At 52.5% G+C, this 21575-nt stretch carries 19 protein-coding genes; 4 read left to right on the forward strand and 15 right to left on the reverse strand.

The window, feature by feature from the left end:
- Positions 1-122: 122 nt before the first annotated feature.
- The 4 genes from BMZ14_RS11515 to tsaB are packed head-to-tail and all read right to left on the reverse strand — an operon-like array spanning position 123 to position 2713.
- A complete protein-coding gene (locus tag BMZ14_RS11515; protein ID WP_074797691.1) occupies positions 123-716 on the reverse strand; it encodes a LemA family protein in 594 nt (197 codons plus the stop codon).
- A gap of 55 nt (positions 717-771) precedes the next feature.
- Entirely contained in the window at positions 772-1587 is an 816-nt protein-coding gene (locus BMZ14_RS11520; protein WP_074797693.1) for a uracil-DNA glycosylase, read from the reverse strand.
- Positions 1584-2045, reverse strand: coding sequence for a ribosomal protein S18-alanine N-acetyltransferase (gene rimI / locus BMZ14_RS11525; protein ID WP_074797696.1), 462 nt, complete (start codon positions 2043-2045; stop codon positions 1584-1586). Before rimI ends, BMZ14_RS11520 begins: the two co-directional genes overlap by 4 nt.
- Positions 2042-2713 carry a tRNA (adenosine(37)-N6)-threonylcarbamoyltransferase complex dimerization subunit type 1 TsaB gene (gene tsaB / locus BMZ14_RS11530; RefSeq protein ID WP_074797697.1) on the reverse strand — a complete coding sequence of 224 codons (672 nt, stop codon included), beginning with the start codon at positions 2711-2713 and terminating at the stop codon, positions 2042-2044. The genes rimI and tsaB overlap by 4 nt, the downstream gene beginning before the upstream one ends.
- A 217-nt stretch (positions 2714-2930) precedes the next feature.
- Between tsaB and BMZ14_RS11535 the strand changes: the two genes are divergently transcribed.
- A complete protein-coding gene (locus tag BMZ14_RS11535; RefSeq protein WP_074797698.1) occupies positions 2931-3368 on the forward strand; it encodes a host attachment protein in 438 nt (145 codons plus the stop codon).
- A gap of 4 nt (positions 3369-3372) precedes the next feature.
- Here the strand turns inward: BMZ14_RS11535 and thpR are convergent, their stop codons facing one another.
- Genes thpR through ispD form a run of 3 tightly spaced genes read right to left on the reverse strand, consistent with a single transcriptional unit; the run spans position 3373 to position 5183 of the window.
- On the reverse strand, positions 3373-3948 hold the full coding sequence (gene thpR / locus BMZ14_RS11540; protein ID WP_256208598.1) for an RNA 2',3'-cyclic phosphodiesterase: 576 nt from the start codon (positions 3946-3948) through the stop codon (positions 3373-3375).
- The gene (ispF, locus tag BMZ14_RS11545) at positions 3932-4429 is read right to left on the reverse strand and encodes a 2-C-methyl-D-erythritol 2,4-cyclodiphosphate synthase (protein WP_074797699.1); all 498 of its coding nucleotides are present in this window, start codon (positions 4427-4429) and stop codon (positions 3932-3934) included. Before ispF ends, thpR begins: the two co-directional genes overlap by 17 nt.
- Positions 4430-4487: 58 nt before the next feature.
- On the reverse strand, positions 4488-5183 hold the full coding sequence (gene ispD, locus BMZ14_RS11550) for a 2-C-methyl-D-erythritol 4-phosphate cytidylyltransferase (RefSeq protein WP_074797700.1): 696 nt from the start codon (positions 5181-5183) through the stop codon (positions 4488-4490).
- Between the two features lie 313 nt (positions 5184-5496).
- Between ispD and BMZ14_RS11555 the strand changes: the two genes are divergently transcribed.
- Positions 5497-6465 (forward strand): sigma 54-interacting transcriptional regulator, encoded by a 969-nt coding sequence (locus tag BMZ14_RS11555; protein WP_074797701.1) that lies wholly within the window; start codon positions 5497-5499, stop codon positions 6463-6465.
- 600 nt (positions 6466-7065) lie between these two features.
- Positions 7066-10446 (forward strand): tetratricopeptide repeat protein, encoded by a 3381-nt coding sequence (locus tag BMZ14_RS11560; RefSeq protein ID WP_083396771.1) that lies wholly within the window; start codon positions 7066-7068, stop codon positions 10444-10446.
- 1538 nt (positions 10447-11984) lie between these two features.
- Here the strand turns inward: BMZ14_RS11560 and BMZ14_RS11570 are convergent.
- From BMZ14_RS11570 to BMZ14_RS11595, 6 genes are all read right to left on the reverse strand, one after another.
- Positions 11985-14285, reverse strand: coding sequence for a tetratricopeptide repeat protein (locus tag BMZ14_RS11570; RefSeq protein ID WP_074797703.1), 2301 nt, complete (start codon positions 14283-14285; stop codon positions 11985-11987).
- Positions 14286-14601: 316 nt separating this feature from the next.
- Positions 14602-15357 carry a cell division protein ZapD gene (zapD, locus tag BMZ14_RS11575; RefSeq protein ID WP_074797704.1) on the reverse strand — a complete coding sequence of 252 codons (756 nt, stop codon included), beginning with the start codon at positions 15355-15357 and terminating at the stop codon, positions 14602-14604.
- Positions 15358-15463: 106 nt separating this feature from the next.
- Positions 15464-16069 carry a dephospho-CoA kinase gene (gene coaE, locus BMZ14_RS11580; protein ID WP_074797708.1) on the reverse strand — a complete coding sequence of 202 codons (606 nt, stop codon included), beginning with the start codon at positions 16067-16069 and terminating at the stop codon, positions 15464-15466.
- A 7-nt stretch (positions 16070-16076) separates the two neighbouring features.
- Positions 16077-16937 (reverse strand): prepilin peptidase, encoded by an 861-nt coding sequence (locus BMZ14_RS11585; protein WP_074797710.1) that lies wholly within the window; start codon positions 16935-16937, stop codon positions 16077-16079.
- Between the two features lie 14 nt (positions 16938-16951).
- Entirely contained in the window at positions 16952-18253 is a 1302-nt protein-coding gene (locus BMZ14_RS11590; RefSeq protein ID WP_177186978.1) for an HlyC/CorC family transporter, read from the reverse strand.
- A gap of 129 nt (positions 18254-18382) precedes the next feature.
- Entirely contained in the window at positions 18383-19210 is an 828-nt protein-coding gene (locus tag BMZ14_RS11595) for a cytochrome C assembly family protein (RefSeq protein ID WP_074797714.1), read from the reverse strand.
- Between the two features lie 66 nt (positions 19211-19276).
- Between BMZ14_RS11595 and ffh the strand changes: the two genes are divergently transcribed.
- Positions 19277-20626, forward strand: coding sequence for a signal recognition particle protein (gene ffh, locus BMZ14_RS11600; RefSeq protein WP_074797715.1), 1350 nt, complete (start codon positions 19277-19279; stop codon positions 20624-20626).
- 56 nt (positions 20627-20682) lie between these two features.
- On the opposite strand, the gene BMZ14_RS11605 is transcribed toward ffh, so the two are convergent.
- Positions 20683-21126, reverse strand: coding sequence for a DUF192 domain-containing protein (locus tag BMZ14_RS11605; RefSeq protein WP_074797717.1), 444 nt, complete (start codon positions 21124-21126; stop codon positions 20683-20685).
- Positions 21126-21575 carry a dUTP diphosphatase gene (gene dut / locus BMZ14_RS11610; RefSeq protein ID WP_074797719.1) on the reverse strand — a complete coding sequence of 150 codons (450 nt, stop codon included), beginning with the start codon at positions 21573-21575 and terminating at the stop codon, positions 21126-21128. The genes BMZ14_RS11605 and dut overlap by 1 nt, the downstream gene beginning before the upstream one ends.

Consider the following 21575-nt stretch of genomic DNA (forward strand, 5'->3'; position numbering starts at 1 on the left):
TCGACGCCGGTTGTAGCCGTCGGATGGATGGAGCGTAGCGCAACCCGTCGGCAATTGATACGAAGGGTTACGGCGTGCAGCCTCCACCAATCCTGCGAGTGCTAAGTGCCAGTCTGAATCACCTACGGTTTGCTGAAATCCACCTTGGGCGCAGTGGAAATCGCCTTCTCGTTTTCAACAGTGAGACCAGGCTTCACCTGATAACCGAATATCATTGCCGTGAGATTGCTGGGGAATGAGCGCACTACTACGTTGTATTCTTGGACGGCCTTGATGTAGCGGTTGCGTGCCACGGTAATACGGTTTTCCGTGCCTTCCAGTTGTGCCTGTAGCTCACGAAAATTGGCGTCTGATTTAAGTTGCGGGTAATTCTCGGCCACCACAAGCAAGCGCGAGAGCGCGCTGGATAGTTCTCCTTGCGCGCTCTGAAACTTTGCGAATGCCTCGGGGTCATTGATAAGCTCGGGCGTAGCCTGGATGCTGCCAACCCTGGCGCGGGCATTGGTTACACCCAACAACACCTCTTTTTCCTGCGCGGCAAAGCCCTTCACTACATTTACGAGATTGGGAATCAGGTCAGCGCGTCGCTGATACTGATTCAAGACTTCCCCCCAACTCGCTTTGATCTGCTCGTCGGTTGACTGCAAGGTGTTGTAGCCACATCCGCTCAAGGTAATGGCAAGAAGAAGTAACAGGGACCGCAGCAGTTTGTTCATGGAATTCTTCCTGAAAAAATGTTGCTCACGCGTCATCTGAATAGGTAAATGGGGATTAATTACCCGATTGCAATAGCGTTTCCATTGTACTTCTGGCAAAACACAGGTCCTCCCAGGCCTTTGCTTTTGCCGGCAAAGTGCGTAACAGATAGGCCGGATGATAGGTGACAATAACAGGAATGCCCGAATGCTGGTGTAACCTGCCACGAAGACTGCCAAGGCTGGCATCGGTACCCAGCAGATTCTGTGCAGCGACCTTGCCCAGCGCAATAATCAGTTTAGGTTTGATCAACTCGATTTGCCGCGCAAGATAGGGCTGGCAACACTGCGCCTCCTCAGGGAGGGGTTCGCGGTTGGCAGGCGGGCGGCACTTTACGATATTGGTAATAAACACACGCCGGCCGCGCTTCAGATCGATTGCCGTCAACATATTATCCAGCAGTTTGCCGGCCTGTCCAACAAAAGGCTCGCCGATGAGGTCTTCCTGCGCACCCGGTCCCTCGCCTATATATAGCCAGTCTGCATTTTGATCCCCCACGCCGGATACTGTGCGGGTACGGGACTGGCATAAACCGCATGCGGTACAACCCGCTATGCTTGTCTCAAGCTCGCCCCAATTCATCTCCGAGATCTTTACCTGCCGGTCTTTCAGCACATCGGAGGCCAAATGGCTGCAAATCTGCTCCCCGGACTCAGACCGCATTTCGGGACTGGCAAGGGGCACCGGAACTGGCTGGCGCTCCTGCGGCAGTTCCGAGGGCTGGGACGTGCCGGGCGTGCTGGCTGCTCTGGTACGCCACAGTGGCGTTAAACCCAATTCTTTAAGTATCTCGTTGCGCCTGGCATGCCTTGCATTCCCGTCCGCAGTCATAATACCAATTCCATTACCAAAGAATCTTCGCGTCCGCCCATTGCAGGGTAGTAATCCCTGCGTTTGGCGATCTGCCTGAACCCGATGCGCTCATATAGCCTTGCGGCGCCCCGGTTGGATTCCCGCACATCCAGGAACATCGTCAGGGCGCGCTGCTCCCTCGCGATTTCAATGAAATGCCGCAGCAATTCTTCGCCCCAGCCCTTCCGTTGCGACTTGGCGGCAATGCTGAGAGTCAACAAATGAGCTTCTTCCGCGCCAATTGACATTACGCCATATCCAAAAACTTCCCGGCCCTGCTCCAATACCAGACAATGGTATCCCGATTCGATGGAATCGGCGAAATTGCCGCGCGTCCAGGGAAATAGAAAAACTTCCCGTTCGATCGCCACCACCGCATCCAGGTCCGCCGGAATCATTTGTCTGATGTGCAGCATTTCCTGTAATTGGGCGCTCATCGCTCCTTCTCCTTCAGCGCCACCTTGTTACGGATATAAAGCGGTGCCGCATCAGCAGGGTCTATGCCCCGCCCCTGCGCAAACCGTGGCACGGCTAAGCAGACCATTGCCCGGGCATTGGGCCTCAAGCCCCCGACTACGTGGGTAATGCGGCCATCGTAGCGGGCTCGCAGCGCTTCGTGATAAATATCGAAACCGCTACCGCAACCTGTCCAGCCGTCTCCTGGAACAGGCGGCGCGTCACGGGGCAAACACAGAAACGGCGTGCTCACCTCCTGCCACCCCTCCGTTGATTTCTCGTAAGCGGCATGATAAATCTCCTTCATGCGGGCGTCGAGTACCGAAATTACCCGCTTGTTATCTGTCTCCTGTGCCAGTGATTCCAGTGTGCTTATGCCCATTACCGGTAGGTCCGCGCCTAAAGCCAGTCCCTGAGTTACTCCGCACGCAATGCGCAGGCCCGTAAACGACCCGGGGCCTGCGCCGAAAGCAATGCCATCCAGCTGCGATAACGTCAGCCCGGTTTCGCCTAGCGCCTGGTTCACCATGGGCAAGATCAGTGCAGAGTGTTGCTGCCCCGCAAGAACCTCCTGATTCCATATTTCGCCATCCAGCATTAGCGCTACGGAGCAGTATTCCGTAGATGTATCGAGAGCAAGTATTTTCAAAATAAAATCGAATGAATGCGAGGATTATATGATTCTCAATCTGCGGTTGACCGTTCACTTTTCAATTGTAATAATAACCAGACATCACCGTCCTGGTGATTCCACTAACGGGACCGATTCAAATGAATCAACCGTCTTCGTCCAGAGATTCGGCTGGAAACTCAGTGCCATCGAGCAGTAATCATACAGTTTTACCTACCACCATCACGGAGGAGTCATGATCACGTGGATTCTCGTCGCAAACGCAAGTGCTGCATACCTTTATGTAAATTACGGGCCAAAAAAAGGACTACAGAAACTTAAGGAATTCAGACATGATGCCAGCAGGGAAAAACGCGTGGCATTAGTTTCGGACCGACCCGGGCACAACCACGGCAATGGCAATGGCCGTGGTTCGTATATACCTGCCACCGATCCGAAACAAAACGAAGCACATCACTTCGCCTGTCGTTTAGTGAGGGAACTGGAACAGGGGCGCACGGCCAATAGCTATCAGCGGTTGATCCTGGTCGTGTCAACTCCTTTCCTGGGCTTGATCAACAGCAACTTGGGGAACCACGTACGTAACCTGGTGAGCGACACTTTTGAAAAGGATTACACGAGAGCCAGCGAGAAAAATCTGACGAGGCATCTGGAAAGCTGTATTTATCTTTAAACGTTCAGGAATCCAGAGACCAGCGGCCAACCGGGACATAATTCGATCCGCTGCTGGTCTGTTCAGACTTGACCAGCATCCATTCCCGCACCCGCCACGCTATGGGTTCCGCCAATTCAGGCAAAGTCCGGCATGAAGCATTTCTCATCAGCGTTATGTGAGGTTTATACGCTCGCTGTTCCAACGAGAACCCCGCCGTGGATAGCGCATCTTGCAAAGCAGAGGCCAAATCCGTCAGTTCTTGAGGAATTTTAGCGATTGCCGCATACACAATCTTGTTGTGTTTCCAATAGCCCATTCTCTCGACAACAAGATCGAAAGCACGTGCCCCAGAGCCTTTGACTCGGTCAGCGATCTGGCATAGGGCTTCCAGTTTGCCAGGGTTCACTTCTCCCACGAATACCAGCGTGAGATGGATGTTTTCTGTTTTCGTTTTTCGTCCGCCGCAGAGCGGCTCCAACCGCGACCGTTCTACCGCATCGCTTAGTTGCTTTTGTACCCTGTCATCCGGCCATAGCGCAAAAAAAAACCGGACGAAACGTTGCTCCATTCCGGCATTCTCGTTAATTGCCCGCATCATCCAACAAGGCAATCAGACATACTGCCTCCGCCTCTATCCCCTCGCCTCTGCCCACCGGGCCAAGCCGCTCCGCAGTCTTGGCCTTGACATTTACATCTCCCGCCCGCATCCGCAGATCCTGCGTAATATTGATAACCATGGCGGGAATATAGGGCGCCATTTTCGGCGCCTGGGCTATGATTGTCGCATCTATATTCACCACCTTGTAATGGTGCTCCGCCAGCAAGCGATAAACGTTATGCAGCAGTACCCGGCTGTCAATATTCTTGTAACGCGGATCGGTATCCGAAAAATGCCTGCCTATATCCCCCAGCGCCGCTGCGCCCAGGAGTGCATCGCAAACGGCGTGCAGTAACACGTCTGCATCGGAATGGCCGAGCAGGCCTTTCTCATAAGGAATAGTCACGCCTCCGATAATAAGTTTTCGGCCTTCAACAAGCTGATGGACGTCGAAGCCTTGGCCGATTCTGAAATTACTCACCTTGCCCCTCTCTACTCTATCCGCAGCCAATCAATGATCGGCTGCGTCGCAATACCATTTAAAGATTTCTAAGTATCAGCTCGGCCAACGACAGGTCGGCAGGATAAGTCACTTTCAGATTGCGAGCATCGCTCAGTATCAGCCTAGGGCGCAGGCCCAGCGCCTCAATCGCACCTGCGTCATCGGTCATGCCAATGCCACCGGTTCTGCTCAAGGCTTCCACCAGCAAGCCATAACGAAACATCTGAGGCGTTTGCGCCTGCCATAGCTTGTCCCTGGATTCGGTGCGTTCAACCCGGTTGCCGGTATCGCTGCGCTTCAACGTATCCGCAACCGGTACGGCAAGCAATCCGCCCACCTCGTCATCAGCCAGTTCATCCATCAATTTTTCTAGTTGTGCCTTCCCCAGGCAGGGCCGCGCAGCATCATGCACCAATACCCAGTCGTTATCGCTTATGGATGAGGTAACGCGTGCCGATTTCAGGCCATTCAGCACGCTTTCTGCGCGCGTCGCGCCGCCGCATTCGAGCACTATCAGCTTACCCGAGAATTCCGACCAGTCATGACGCATCCACTCCCCATCGTGTGGGGCAAGCACCACGAACACGCAACTGATCCGCGGCGAGGCGCACAGCGCCCGCAACGTATAGTAAATCATGGGCTTGCCGGCCAAAGGCAAAAATTGCTTGGGAAGCTCATCTCCCATGCGTGAGCCGGAGCCTGCCGCGGGAATCAGGGCAAAAAAATTGGGCATTGGTAGTGGAAGCAGCTCAGGTTATCAACTTTCATGAGCCTAAGTAAAAGGCCCTGACAGATTGTGGCTGGACTGTTGTTATAGATAGACAGGCCGGAAGTTTATCTTATTAGCCAAATCAAAAGCAAAAGGACTTGCGCGATCTGCATGGAGATGCATGATTCGGGCAATAGTCGCTACCTGTAAAATTTTACAGCTATCCCGGTGCTTGATCTTGTCTTCTAATGCGAAAGCGAAAAGTAATTTGCAAGTGGGTATTTAGAACTCCCCATGAAATAACGTTGTTATCGAATTGCTTAATTTTCAGGAAAATATGATCGGACAGTCGCTCGCTTTCGTAAAAATTACTCAGCTAATTGACAAAATCGCGCGTTGTGACGCGCCCGTGCTCATCGAGGGTGAAACCGGCACTGGGAAAGAATTGGCAGCACGGGCAATTCACGATGGCGGGACAAGGACCGGCCATCCCTTTATTCCAGTAAATTGCGGCGCCATCCCCGACACGTTGGTCGAGAATGAGCTGTTCGGCCACGAGCGCGGCGCTTATACAGGTGCCCAGTCGAAGCGAAACGGCCTTATCGCCCATGCCCAATCCGGAACGCTTTTCCTCGATGAAGTCGATGCGCTGACTCCGAAAGCGCAGGTTACCCTGCTCCGATTTTTTCAGGATCAGCAGTATTTTCCACTGGGAGGGGGCGTAGCGCGCTCTGCAGATGTAAGGGTGATTGTTGCCAGTAACAGGAATTTGACCCAGTTGGCAGAAATGGGTGAATTTCGGCTCGATCTCTTTTTTCGTCTCAAGATCATGCATCTTACATTGCCGCCGCTTCGTGAGCGCCAAGACGATGCGGCACTTTTGGCAACCCACTTTCTGCAAGAGTGTGCGGCACGCTTTAATCGCGGCGCCAAAACGCTACACGCCGATACTATTGCCTGGTTTGGTAAATATAGCTGGCCGGGCAATATTCGCGAACTGGAAAATCTGATTTATCGCGAATATCTGCTCGCTGATGAGCCAATTCTCAATATTGCGCCACTTGAACCGGTAATGGTGGAACGCCGGCACAAGTTCGACCGGCGCCGTCCCGACTTAAGCTGTTTGAATTTTACCAAGGCAAAAAATGATGCGATTGCGAAATTCGAGCAATATTATCTTGCTGAAGCCTTGACCAAGGCCCATGGTAACGTGACCAAGGCTGCGAGCTTGGTGGGAAAAGACCGGCGTGCGTTTGGGAAGCTGTTAAAAAAGCACAGTATGGACAAGAATATTCGTGACATGTAAGCGTTACTTCCTCTATCTCCAGATACTTCTGGACTGTTCACTCCGCCATTCCTTAAACCTGTCCGGGTATAGCTCGGCAACATATCCTCACATCGCATGATTTGAATCAAATCATCGTTTTTGCAAAATCCCTCCATCATCGTCGTGCTATTGCCGGTGCTCCAGCCACAGGCTGAGCAATCATGCATGTTTCACAGACATGACTTATCCATTCCGGGTTAATTTCAACCCAGCCCCGGGTCAATCTTTACCCAATCATATAACGTACTGATAGATCTGAAGTTAATGCGTACTGATATGCATTTGTCTTCCAACTGATTGCTATGATATGAATAAAATAACCCCTACATTGCGGAAGCTGTTTGTCGCAGGAGCTTGAATTTTCTGTGCTTTTATATCAGCGCGAACCTTGGCATTGATATTGCTCGAAACAACAATGAAATCGGGGGCATTACAACGAAGGCGTAGCGCTTGGAAAGGCTCGGGTTCACATTACTGAAGTGCGAGCCTAAAAAAAGATTTTTTATACCTATATAGACCCAAGAAATATGTCCTCTATTGATGTAAGAAAAAGGCATTCCCTGGCTCCGGGCGGAGAAGATGAAAGATAATCCGCGAAGCTCACACCAACCACAGCATATGTGGAAATCTCCGGCTGCGGCCTTGTTGGTTGTCGTAGTGGCAATATTAAATATGGCGCTCGATGTTCAAGCCGCTGAACTCTGCACGCCCGCGATGGCCATGGTCGTGTCAGTGCAAGGAGCTGTCGAACTTCGGCGCGTCAAGGAGGTCAGTTGGCAACCAGCGAAACTGAACATTGCCCTTTGCGCTGGCGATACGGTCCGTGTCAGGGAGCACAGTCGGGCGGCATTGCGCCTCAGCAACGAGAGCACGCTGCGGCTCGATCAGAAGACCGTCCTCACGCTCGCCGCACAAGGTCCGGATAAGGCTGCACTGGTGGAATTGGTCACAGGCGCCCTCTTCGTCATCACCCGTACACCCAAGCCATTCAGGGTTAAAACACGCCTTGTTACAGCCGATATCGAAGGGACCGAATTCTTTATTGGCACCAATCAGAACAGCGCAAGGCTGGTGATCTACGAGGGCACGGTATCCGCCAGCAACGAACAAGGGAGCATCAGTCTGGTCAGCAATGAAGCAGCTTCTGTTGTCGGAAATCAGTCGCCCCGAAAGGCAGAGATTATCCGTCCTACAGATGCGGTTCAATGGGCCTTGCATTACCCCACCATCATCAGTTACCGCCTGGATGAGAAGTTGCCCGATGAAGCGGCTGCACAAACATTGCGCTCCTCTATTGAATTGTACCAACAGGGTAAGCTGCGCGAGGCGCTGGCTGCGCTGGGTGGCGTACTTGAAAGTGCACATTCTCCCCGCTTCTTGACCTACCGAGCAGGCCTTTTACTCTCAGTCGGGCGGGTGGAGGAAGCAAGAGCAGATATCGCACAAGCGCTCAAGCTGGAACCCGGCAACAGTGACGCCTACGCGCTGCAAGCAATCATTGCGGTGGTGCAAAACAATAAGGAGCAAGCACTAGCCCTGGCGACAAAGGCAGTCGAGCTCGATCAGGAATCCTCCGGTGCTCGGCTGGCGCTATCCTATGCGCAGCAAGCGCACTTCCAGATTGAGGCAGCACTTGAGAGCGTCCAGAAGGCCGCGGAGCTGGAACCGAAAAATGCACTCATCTGGGCGCGCTTGTCTGAACTGCATATGTCGACTGGTTATCTGGATCGCGCGCTGGAAGCAGCCCAACGCGCAGTCGAATTGAATCCCAATCTCTCAAAGGTACAAATGGTGCTGGGATTTGCTCATTTGACCCGAATCGATACCGAAGCAGCCAAAGCGGCTTTCACCAACGCAATCGAACTGGATCAGGCAGATCCCATGCCGAGGCTCGGTATGGGCCTCGCGAAATTACGCGAGGGAGATGTCGAAGCGGGGCGCATGGAAATGGAGATTGCAGCGGCTCTCGATCCAATGAACTCGCTGATACGAAGCTATCTGGGCAAGGCGTATTTTGAGGAGAAGCGCTACAACCTTGCTGAGGCGCAGTTCGATATGGCGAAGGCACTCGATCCCAACGACCCCACGCCCTGGTTTTATGATGCAATCCAGAAGCAGACGCAGAACCGGCCAGTGGAAGCGCTCTGGGACTTGCAAAAATCCATCGAACTCAACGAGAACCGGGCAGTTTACCGCTCAAAGCTGCTATTGGATCGCGATCAGGCAGCCCGCGGGTCCAGCTTGGCGCGTATTTACGACAATCTGGGGTTCGAAAAGCGCGCATTCATGGAAACCGCAAAATCCCTAAGCCTTGATCCGGGCAGTCACTCGTCCCATCGGTTTCTTTCTGATGCCTACCGTAATGTTCCCTGGCACGAAATCGCTCGTGCAAGCGAGTTGTTGCAAGCTCAACTGCTGCAACCGATAAACGTCAACCCCGTCCAACCTCATCTTACTGTAGCCGATCTTAATATCATCACAAGTAGCGGACCGGCAGTAGCCGGCTTCAACGAATTCACGCCACTAGTTGAGCGCAATAAACCTCAACTCGTAGCCTCAGGGATCGTAGGAAACCATGGCACGATAGGGGACGAAGCTGTGCTCTCGGCACTTTATGGCCGCGCTTCAGTCAGTGTTGGTCAGTTTCATTACAACACTAGCGGCTTTCGTGACAATAACGATCAGAAGCACAACGTATACAACGCCTTCTTCCAGTACGCGGTAACGCCTAGGTTCAACGTTCAGGCAGAGGTGCGTACCCGCAAAACCGAAAATGGCGACCTGTTGCTTAAGTTCGATCAACCCTTCGACCCTGACGATCGGCGAGAATTAACTCAGGACACGGCCCGTGTAGGAGCGCGAGTCTCGTTGTCGCCAAGGCAGGATTTTATTGTTTCAGCTATGTATAACGACCGTAGGACCGACATATCTCCTAACCCGAACCGCGTGAATCGAACGAAGGACTCGGGCTATCAAGTTGAAACTCAATATTTGTTCCGAGGCGACCGCGTTAACTTACTTGCCGGGGCTGGTACTTTTCAGTTTGGGGTTGATGATCAAATACTTCGAAATTCTGGCTTAACCAGCGATATTCATTTTAAAAACTGGCGGAATACTGGTTATTTTTATATGAACTTTAGTCCGATCAAAAACTTAAGCTGGACTCTCGGCTTAGGCTATGACTCCTTAAAAGGTCGAGCAGACTTCGAAGTCAATAAGTTTAATCCCAAACTTGGCATGCAATGGAATATTACCGATAGTCTGCGCCTCCGGCTGGCATGGTTCGAGACGGTAAAATCATTTTTGATTGCAAATCAGACCATCGAACCAACTCAAGTGGCGGGTTTTAACCAACTGTTCGATGACGTTAATGGTACTAAAGCTCGGCGCAAGGGGATCGGGCTGGATGCTCGTGTCGCGGCTAACCTGTACGGCGGCCTTGAGGTATCCGCACGTGATCTTATGGTTCCCCAATTCATCGGCGATGAACCCGCGAGGGAGCAGAAGCAAGAAGAGCGGCTTTACTACGCTTACCTCTACTGGGTTCCTCACCCATACTGGGCAATCCGGGGCGAGCCCCGATTTGAGAAATTCATGCGCGCTCCGGCTGAGCTGGGCGTCGCTGACCCTAATCGGATTGAAACCTTAAGCGCACCAGTAAGTTTTAACTACTTCAATCCATCAGGAATATTTGCTACGTTCACGACGACATATGTCAGGCAAGAGTTGAGACGAACGGAGTCATCGGTACAGAGAACTGTAGATGATAATTTCGTGCTGCTCGACGCAGTTCTTGGCTATCGCTTTCCTAATCGTAGAGGTATTGTAAGTCTCGAGGGCAGAAACCTTCTTGATCAGGATTTCTTTTTCAAGAGCACCAATTTTCAATCCAACGAAATTACAGCCCCACGTTTCATCCCAAGTCGAACATTTTTTCTGAGGCTTACATTAAACTTTTAAAGGAACCAATCTATGCTGTATATACATCGGACAATTCTAATTAAGTTCAACGGACACTAAGGCTAGTGGGTTTATTCACTTAAGCGGGATAAGCATAACAATTTGTTGTAGACACACCGAAATTAATATCGCAATTGAGGCATCAGAAACGCCCATTTCCCGCTAAAACTGAAGGAGTCTCAAATGAAACCAGATACTAAAACGGTCGGCAAACGGCGGCGCGCAGCCCCGCGGAAAAAGATCGCGGACCTAAGGGCGGAATTGGACGATTTCATCCGACGCGTGCCTACTTTATCACAGCCTGAATTAGATCAGGCCAAAGAGAAACTGATACAAAAACTTGCCTACTCTACTAATAGAGTAACGCGCCCTTCAATAGACGATATACGCAAAAAAATTGATCCCAAGATAATCTATTACGGCATTAACATTCTTCTTGCTGGAGTTCTATTGACGAAGTTATCCCGTGCTCGTAGTGTCAGTGCTGATTACGGTGCTGGTTACAGGGCTGGTTACAAACCAAGCTGGTGTTCACATTTAACAAGGGAAGGGGCATGCAAACACTATCTTCATTGCGCTTGGTGTCCCGAGGGTGTTGATCGCAACGGCGACTCCAAACCAGCACATTGTTACAACCCGTCCAGGCCCAAAGAGTGTAAAGATTGCTCATCCTGCTGTTCGAGTTTAACGAGGGATGGGGAAGGGATATGCAAGGATCATCCTCCATGCGCTTGGTGTCCTGCGGGTGTTGATGGCCACGGCGACCCCCTATCGGCCCATTGTTATAACCCATTAAACGTAAGTGAGTGTAACGATTGTTCATCCTGTTAGTGAGCTGACTGCTACCGGTGCACTCAAGATCAACGAAGACGAGAGCATACTGGTAGCATGGGAATGGCATTAATCGCACTTCAACTCGCTGCATCGAAACGCAGATCGCCGACCCCTAGATGGGGCCAGAAAGGCGAGAAAAGCCATTTTGGGTTTCTCAGCTACGCAAACGCCGGCAATAACGACTATATCGGGCATACATGCACGTTCGCCATATGCCAATCAAATAAAATCAGCCTTGGGCTGATGCCAAAGGATAATATCTGATACCCAAGCCTGATTGGGATGCAGTCGCTTCAAGCTTTACATCAAGCAGATTCTCTACTACCGGCAGGCACTGCGCACTCACTATTAGGTGGTGCGAATAAATTTTCGTTTCACACCTGCCGTAAGCGCTTACCACGCCCAAGCGCTATACAGGCGACGGTCAGCCTGCAAGGCATTGTTAGACGGCGCTACCCTCCTAGGACGGGTTATTCGAAGCTGCTGGCTTACCTCAGATTAAGCATTTTGTTTTCTACAACGAGCAATGAAACCGACGAGACTAAGGTTAGCTAGCATAAGAGCACAGGTTTCCGCCTTGCCGCATCTTCGCTTTGTGGTATTCGAGGATTCGTATTGTTCGGGCAGACCGCCACAGCTCGGTGGTCGGGACCAAAGGAATATTTCAAAATGCCCCTGACTAAAGCAACAGTCGTTTATTAGCTCTACTTGTTCGCATTACCGGTAACATGTGTCAGCTCATGTTTTTTCCGAACCACCTCCCCACGGGCGCGCTTTGATGCTGCTTCCTTAGCGCGTCCCATTCTATCGAGCAGGTCAGCATAGGCTTTCAGGGCGTTTGCGACATCAGGGTGATCGGGACCCAAACTTTTTTCCCATATTTTTAGTGACCGTTGAAACAACGGCTCGGCCTTGGCGTATTGCTGTTGATTATAGTAAAGGGCGGCAAGGTTGTTGAGGCTCACGGCCACGTGGGGATGCTCGGGGCCGAGGGCTTTTTCCCAAATCTTCAACGACCGCTGATATAACGGCTCAGCCTTGCCGTATTGGCCTTGCTCCTGGTAGAGTTCCGCCAGATTGTTGAGGTTGGCTGCCACGTGAGGATGATCCGGGCCCAGGACCTTTTCGAGAATCTGCAACGAGCGCTGATACAACGGCTCGGCCATGGCGTAATGGCCTTGGGCATAGTGAAGAGTGGCGAGATTGTTGAGGCTTGCCGCCACATCCGGATGCTCTGGGCCAAAGGCCTTCTCGCGAATCTTGAGCGCGCGCAGATACAAGGGCTCGGCCTTTGCATATTCGCCGAGAGTATAGTAGAACCCAGCCAAATTGCTGAGGTTTGTCGCCACATGGGGATGGTCCGGGCCCAGTGTTTTTTCAAAAATCTTCAGTGATCCCAGAAACAACGGTTCGGCCTTGACGTATTGGCCCAGGGCATAATAGACCTTTGCCAGATTGTTGAGCCTTACCGCTACATGGGGATGGTCGGGACCATAGGTTTTTTCCCCGATCTTCAATGAACGCTGATACAAGGGCTCCGCCTTTGCGTATTCGCCCTGAGTGTAGTAGAGGGTTGCAAGGTTGTTCAGGCAAACGGCAACATCCGGGTGGTCTGGACCGTGAGCCTTTGTCATCAGTTCCAATGAGCGTCGAAGCAGTGGCTCGGCCTTGGCGTATAGCCCCAGGTCGTGATACAACCCTGCAAGATTGTTCAGGCTTACGCCTACGTCGGGGTGGTTGGGGCCAAGCGACTTTTCTCGAACGGTAAGGGCTTTTTGATAGAATGCTAGCGCTTCGGAGTAGCGGCCCATTTCATGGTTGATCTTCCCTGCCTTGTTGATGTAGTTGGCATTCTCCGGTTGAAGCCGTGCGGCTTCCAGATAATATTTCCGTGCCCTGATGTAGTCGATCCTGCTCAACGCCAGTTCGCCCAACTGGAATGCGGCTTCTGCGGCACGCTTGGTATCGGTTCCCAACGCTTGCTCGAACAACTGCTCGGCCTTTGCCGTGTCGCCTTTGAAGAGCAGTTCACGTGCTTGTCCAAGAACCGATTCGGGAACGTCTGGCACTATTTCCTGCAGGCTTTTGTCGGCGCTCGCAAGGATGGCGTTGTATCTTGCCGTGGCTTCTTCAGGAGACTCCAGATCGGCGCTGGCTTTTTGGATCTTGAGCTCGAGGGCGGCGATCTTTTCCTGGTCGGCCTGCCTTTCCTTCGCAAATTCTTTGCCAAGTTCAGCGAGCGCTTCTTCCTTGAGCTTGCGGCGCCATTCCTCGAATTCCAGAGGGGACAAACCGATGTTTATATCGCGGCCGGCGATCTGTACGTCGCGGCCGGCGGCGATGCCTCCACCTGATGCGGTGACAGTCGGGCCCCTGGCTGGAGCAGGTTCCTTATCGGAAAAGTAAGTGTAAAGTGTCCACACTGCGCCAACCAGGACTGCAATACCGCTACCGATAAACTTCCAGGTGCGTTGGTTCGTTCTGTTACTTATTACGGCCCATGGCCCCTGGGGGGCTGGCGAAGGCATTTCCTTTTGCGTGGACGTCACCCCCGCCTTTTCTATTGCCTCGATCACGCGGCCTGCATCGTAATCAAACCGGGATTCCGTGATCTCTATCGCGTTTCGGCCTACAAGCGCGGCGATATCTTCCGGAAGCTCCTCAGGTATTGGAACCTCTGCGCCTCCTATCAACGTAGGGATGATAAGCTTCTTTTGATTGAGCGCTTCCCGTATCTCGGTTCTGACGGCGTCCTTTGGGTCATCAAGTCTGCGTTGCCCAGCTACATTCTTGATGTTGACCCAATTTTTGCCGATAACAGCTACCAGGACATTGCACTGAGCAATCCGATCTTCGATAACCTCTAAAAACACGGCGCCGGGCGCAATGGCGTCCAGATCGCGGAAAACTTGTTCTTTGCCGAAGTGATGGGCCAGACGATCATATAAGCGCCCAGCAGAAGCAGCGCTGTCGTCCCGCCGATAACTGATGAAGATGCTCGTCATTAATCCCGTGGATCGACCAAAGTTGGCTTCAGATGATCCAATTTCCCTTTAATGCCTACGCGCAACGGGCATCAATATTTAACCCCGCCGCAGCTGCCTTTATCCAGGCTCGTCCGTGCAGGATCATCTGTTTGCCCATGTTCATCTCTCCATTTATCGAATGTGCTCAGAAATCGCCTGTTCCTCACGCTCACGTTTTCAGCTATCTCTATATAAAATCCCCAATGTCATGATAGTCCCTGCCAGGGCAAAAAACAAAAAACCCCGCGATAGCGGGGTTCAAGAACAATTGTCATGGCTGAATCGAACCGAAAGCTTATAAATTACAGAAGGTCAATTCAAACTCTACGTCTTCTTCATGTATTTTTGGTTTTTGCCTCGCACCCGATGTGACGAAACGAATGTTAAGCGCGTACTTATTCGCGCTGATTTCGGGGACACAGGGCAGGCTGTCGTCTACTTTCAGGGACAGCATATGGGCAACACGCCCCGGCCCCATCTGCTGGAATACGCCTCGCTGAGCGGTGTGTCGAAACTTTTTTCCACTGTTTCGTAACAGGTGCAAAACAATGCTGAAGCCCCTCTCGATCGGCAGCAGAGGCCCCAGCCATTCCTCAAGATCACTCCGCCGCGTCGCGTGATCCAGATGCAACCAGTAATGATAAGAGGGCAGGTCGAATTCGCAGGCACCACCGGGTATACCGACTCGCTGCTTGATACTCATCAGCCACTCGTTATCGCGCAGGTGCTCACCGATTTTCCCCGGCATACTCAGCATGCCCTGGGAGGCGACCTGGATATTCCCCAACACCTGATTCAGGGCACCTTCGGAAATCTTCGGGCTTCCGCGCAGTATTTCCAGTGCCTGTTTCTGTCGTTCCAGTTCCTGCAACAAGTCCGATTTCATGTCGGTACGGCTCGTCACATCCAGAATTTCAAACAGCGTCACCAGCGCGGAGTGATGGTCGAAAGCATCCTGTTTTTCAGAAAAGAAGGCGACCTTGTCAAACAAGTCCTCAAGCCGCAGCAGCATGCGAATTCGCTCATTAAGGGGATGTTCGTAACAAATCACGGCGGTCGACGAAGCAGAATAGCAAAAGGGTTATTCGATATTGCGCTATAAGAGATGATTTTACAATCAAATCGATATGTAATGAATGTGAAATGCCGGCAGGGAGTCAACTTCTGCTTGCCAGAGCGATGTATTTCCTGTGCAAAACACTTATTTGACGCTCCAGATGGGCCATATCCGACGTGTTCAGGATCACATCGTCCGCTTTTTGCAGCCGTTCCTCGCGCGAATACTGTGTCGCCATGATGGCACGCACTGTTTGTTCACCCAGCCCAGGGCGAGCCATAGCACGGGCAATCTGATCATGCTCGCTGCAATCCACCACCAGCACACGCCCGATTAAATCCCGGTACTGGCCGGTTTCAAGCAATAGCGGCACCACTACTATTCCATAGACGGAAGAGACAAGCTCAACACGATGAGACACTTCAGCGCGGATGAGCGGGTGTAATATCGCTTCAAGCTTTTGACGTGCGTTGCTATCGGAAAATATCAGGCCGCGCATTTCTTTTCGCTTCAGGGCGCCTTCCGCCGTGATGAATTTGCTGGTAAAAACCTCGCGAATCGCAGCGATCGCACCACCTTGCGGCTCGGTAAGCTCATGCGAAATCACATCGGTATCGATAATGTCGACTCCAAGATCGGAAAAGAAGTTCGCAGCGGTAGTTTTACCGCTGCCAATTCCCCCGGTCAAACCAATCATCAAGGGCATGGTTGGGCTAGACCAAATTAAAATAGGCGCGATTGATCTGATTTCCCCAGAACAATGCGATGAAACCCCCGCCGACCAGATACGGCCCGAACGGGATGGGAACGTGACGTCCGTGCTTTCCTATCAGTATCAGTCCGAGCCCGGCGATGGAACCGACCAGGGAAGAAAATAGAATGACCAGCGGCAGCATTTGCCATCCGAGCCATGCGCCGATGACGGCAAGCAATTTGAAGTCGCCCTGACCCATGCCTTCCTTGCCGGTGATGAGCTTGTAGCCCCAATATACCGACCATAAGGCGAGATAACCGGCAACTGCACCAATCACCGCAGAACGGACGTCGGTGAAACCTTCGCCTGAATTGACCAACAATCCAGTCCATAAAAGAGGTAAGGTAATGTCGTTGGGCAGCAGTTGGGTATCAATATCGATAAATGCCAGGGCAATCATCGCCCAGGCAAAAACCAGGGCGGCGAAGGCTACGAGACCAAAGCCGAAATTCCAGGCAATAAAACCGCTGATAAGGCCGGTCAATGCTTCAATAGCAGGATAGCGCAGGGAGATGGTTGCACGGCACACGGAGCAACGGCCTTTCAACGCCAGGTAACTTATCAAGGGAATATTCTGAAGTGCGCTTATTTTATGGTCGCAATGAGGACAGGCGGAACGAGGGGCAACGATATTATATGGTTGCCGAACCTCGACCGGCTCGCCGCGCAACTCGGCACATTGCTCTTGCCATTCTCTCTCCAGCATTTTTGGCAGGCGATAAATAACCACATTTAAAAAACTGCCCATTGCCAGACCGATGATGGAACAGAACGAAATGAAGAAAGCCGGGGAGTTTTGCAACAGGTGAATAAATGACATCTGATCTGCCGTAGCTACGATTCGGTGTACTCGCCCAGTGGCCCTTCTTGCTCTGTTGGCGCTGAAGTGGCAAAGATTCGTACTACCTTGACCACTCGATCCTGGGTCTGGATGATTTCCATCGGATAGCCGGCAATTTTAAGGCTGGTACCTGCTTCAGGAATATCCTGGAAGTGCTCCAGGATGAGGCCATTGAGGGTTTTTGGCCCCCCCAGCGGCAGTGCCAGGCCAAGCTTGCGGTTGAGATCGCGGAGCAGCGTGCTTCCTTCCACTATCAGGCTGCCATCTTCCTGTTTCAAAAATGTACCTACTTGCGATGGCGCGTGAGTGGTAAATTCGCCGATGATTTCTTCGACGATATCCTCGAGCGTTACCAATCCCATCCATTCGCCGTACTCGTCCACTATAAGGCCCACTCTTTCGCGATTTTCCTGGAACAGTTGCAGTTGCGAAAACAGCGGGGTGCCGGAAGGAATAAAATATGGCGTACGCATGATTTTTTCCAATGTCGCAGAGGTGATTTCACCGCTTCTCATCTGATTCAACACTTTCCGCACGTGAATAATGCCCGCCACGTTATCCAGCGTTCCCCGATACACCGGAAGGCGCGTGTGGTAACAGGTGAGTAACTGATTGTGGATGGTTTCATCGTCGTCGTCGAGATCTATGGCTTCTATCTGGCCGCGGGGCACCATGACATCGTCAACGGTAAAGGTTTCGAGATCGAATAGATTCAGTAACATGCTCTGGTGCTTTTTCCGAATGAAGTGTCCTGCTTCCAGCACCAGCGTCTTGAGTTCTTCCATGCTGATTTTTTGTGTGCCGTTATCCGCTGCGGGCTTCAAGCGCAGCATAATGAGCAGCGCCTGCACGAACAGATTGACGAACCATACCACCGGATAAAAAAGTTTCAGTAACGGTGTCAGCACATAGCTGGACGCGAGCGCGATTTGCTCCGGGTAGGCGGCCGCGATAACCTTCGGTGTAATTTCGCTGAACACCAGAATGGCAAAAGTGACGCCTACCGTTCCAAAAAACAAGGCCAGGTCGCTTTGACCGAAGGAAATGGAAACAATCACCGCCACCAGCGTCGCCGCTGCGGCATTCAACAGATTATTGCCAAGCAGGATGACGCCCAGAAGCCTGTCGGTATTCCTCAGAAGCCGGGTGGTCAAGCGGGCGCCGCGGTGTCCCTGTTTTGCAAGATGCTTCAACCGGTACCGGTTGATCGCCATCATGCTGGTTTCGGAAAGGGAAAAAAACGCAGATAGAATCAACAGAACAGCCAGCGCTATCAGCAGCACATACAGCGGCATGTCTTCCAATAGAAACGCCTTTATGCAAGTAGAAAAAATTCAGGACCGGCAGAGGACGGCGTCAGGGAATACTGTTGTATCGATACGCCCCCGCGCCTCAGCGATATTCGTTTCCAGCACACAGTGCTGTTAGCGCTGCAGTATCACTTCCAATACAAATTTACTGCCGAGATAGGCCAGCAGCAGAAAGATAAACCCTGCCAGCGTCCAGCGAATCGCAATACGTCCCCGCCAGCCGTAGAACTGCCTCCCGGCCAGCAGGGCGGCGAATACGCCCCAGGAAACGAAGCCGAAAAGGGATTTGTGAGTAAATTTCAGTGGCTGGCCAAATACCTCTTCTGAAAAAACAATACCGCTGATAAGCGTCAGCGTAAGCAATATGAATCCGACCCAGATAACGCGAAACAGCAACGTTTCCATTGCCAGAAGCGGAGGTAGATTCGTCAGAACCGAAGGCATTGCCGGGTGATGCAGGCGACGCTCGACCACTGCCATGAGCAGTGCGTGAAGCGCGGCGATGGTCAGCAGGCTGTATGCCAACATTGCAATAGAAATGTGAGCCTTGAAAGCCGGCAATTCAGTGTTGGCCAGAGGGCGCAGCGAGGGAAACGCCAGCGGAAGCAGTACCGCTACGGCCGCTACCGGCGCAACCAGAGTTTGCAGGCCTTCCAGGCGGTAGAAGAACCCGGACAGCCAGTAAATCATCGCTGTGAGCCAAACAATAGAGGAGACAGCGCTGCCTACGCCGAAACTTAACGCGCCATTTGCGAACACCGATTCATAAAGCGTGTAACCGTGAAGCACCAGGGGTGCGAGAAGAGCGTACCGTTCCCATCCCGAACTGATGCCGCTTTCGCCCGCGCATGTCACGGGCGCGTTCCATCGGGTGCGCCAGAAGTGCCAACCGATTAGTCCATACAGCAGGAAGGCGACGAGATAGGCTAGAATACCGGACATTGATATTGCAGATTAAAGCGGAACGTCCGATTAGTCTACACCAATTTTTCTTGAGAGGCATTTTGCATGTTCGACAATCTTACCAGCCGCCTTTCCGGCGTTATCAAGACCCTGCGAGGTGAAGCACGACTGACAGAAACAAATATACAGGAGGCGCTGCGCGAAGTACGCATGGCGCTTCTTGAGGCCGATGTTGCTTTGCCGGTGGTCAAGGAATTCATTGCACGCGTCAAGGAAAAAGCTGTCGGCCAGGAAGTGATAGGCAGCCTTTCACCAGGGCAGGCGCTGGTGGGTGTCGTGCATCAGGAACTGGTCGCCCTGATGGGAGGTGAAAAGGCCGACATCAATCTTTCTACCGTACCGCCAGCGGTCATCCTCATGGCGGGATTGCAGGGAGCTGGCAAAACCACCAGCAGCGGCAAGCTGGCGAAGTGGCTGATGGAGCAAAAAAAGAAAAAAGTATTGCTTGTTTCCTGTGACACATATCGCCCGGCCGCCATCCAACAACTGGAACTGCTGGCCCGCCAAACAGGGGCCGGGTTTTTCCCTGTTCAGGCAGGCCAGCAGCCGAAAGAAATAGCAGCCGGCGCGTTGAACTTTGCCCGCAGGCACTTTCACGATGTAATGATAGTCGATACCGCCGGAAGACTTGCCATTGACGAAGCCATGATGGAGGAACTCCGCGAGCTTGAAACGCTGTTGAACCCGATCGAAACATTGTTCGTGGTGGATGCCATGCAAGGGCAGGATGCGGTCAATACGGCCAAGGCGTTTGCCGATGCCTTGCCGCTGACCGGAGTCATCCTTACGAAGCTTGACGGCGATGCACGCGGGGGCGCCGCGCTGTCGGTGCTGCATGTTACTGGCAAGCCGATAAAATTCGCGGGTGTAGCTGAAAAGTTGACGGGACTGGAGGCATTTCATCCCGACCGCATGGCATCAAGAATTCTCGGCATGGGGGATGTACTGGGCTTGATCGAGGAAGCCCAGCGGGGCGTGGATCAGCACGAGGCCGAAAAACTTGCCAAAAAAATGAAATCGGGCAAAAGCTTCGATTTGAACGACTTCAAAATGCAATTTCAACAGATGAGAAACATGGGCGGCATGGACGCCCTGATGGATAAACTGCCTAGCCAGTTGAGCCAGGCCGCCCAGAACGTAAAAGTAGACGATAAAGTCATAGGCCGTACCGAAGGTATCATTAACGCCATGACGCCCCAGGAACGCGCCAAGCCGGAAATACTGAAAGCGTCGCGTAAACGCCGTATCGCCACCGGCGCCGGGGTTACGGTACAGGAAGTCAATCGCTTGCTGGCACAATTCGAGCAAGCACAGAAAATGATGAAGATGATGAGCAAAGGTGGAATGGCCAAAATGATGCGAAGCATGAAAGGGATGCTTCCAGGCATGCGATGAAGCGGGCAAGGGAGCGAGTCAGGTACAGGCAATTGAATCTCGCCCAAGGACTGAAGTCATTCTGCTGCCGGCAGTTTGTCGAGCCCCGTCACCCGGTCGCCTGGCTTAATATTTCTCGCTGCAAACCACCCACGGTTCATCTCAATGGCGTATTTCGATGCGCCTGCGGAGCGATGCGCCGTGGCAGTACGGGGCATCATGTCGGCAATGTTGAGAATGGCGCCCCCTTCATCGAGAAAAGCGACACTGAGGGGTATATCCGTGTTCATCATCCACATGCTATAGCGGTCGGGCTGGGGAAATACGAATAGCATCCCGCTGTTTTCCCCCAATGACTGCCGGTACATCAATCCCTGCGAACGAGTGGCGTGCGTATAAGCAACTTCAACTGAAAGCGCATGGTTTGAAATCCTGAGTTGGCGTACCGGCATTTCTGCGCTTGCCTGCGCAACGGCGGGCGCCGATAGCAGCAAAGCCAAAAAGGCTGTAAAGATACGCATCAGTGCTTTCCGGTACTGCCAAAGCCATTCGCACCCCGGTGGCTTTGCTCAAAGTCAGCGACGACATTGAACTCGACCTGTACTACGGGCACCACCACGAGTTGCGCGATGCGCTCCAGGGGATTCAGCAGGAAAGGGATATGCCCGCGGTTCCAGCAGGAGACGAATACCTGCCCCTGGTAATCCGAATCGATCAGTCCGACCAGATTTCCCATCACGATGCCATGCTTGTGGCCCAGCCCGGAACGAGGGATCACCATCGCAGCCAATCCGGGATCGGCAAGATGAATGGCGATGCCGGTAGGAATGAGATGGGCCGCGCCAGGCTCAATCGTCATTAGGTGGTCAATGCAGGCTCGTAAATCAAGGCCGGCGGAGCCGGGAGTCGCATAAGCCGGCAACTGCTTTTCCAAACGTGGATCGAGAATCTTGATATCTATCTTCAGCAT

This window comes from Nitrosospira briensis (assembly GCF_900115125.1).
Taxonomy (GTDB): domain Bacteria; phylum Pseudomonadota; class Gammaproteobacteria; order Burkholderiales; family Nitrosomonadaceae; genus Nitrosospira; species Nitrosospira briensis_A.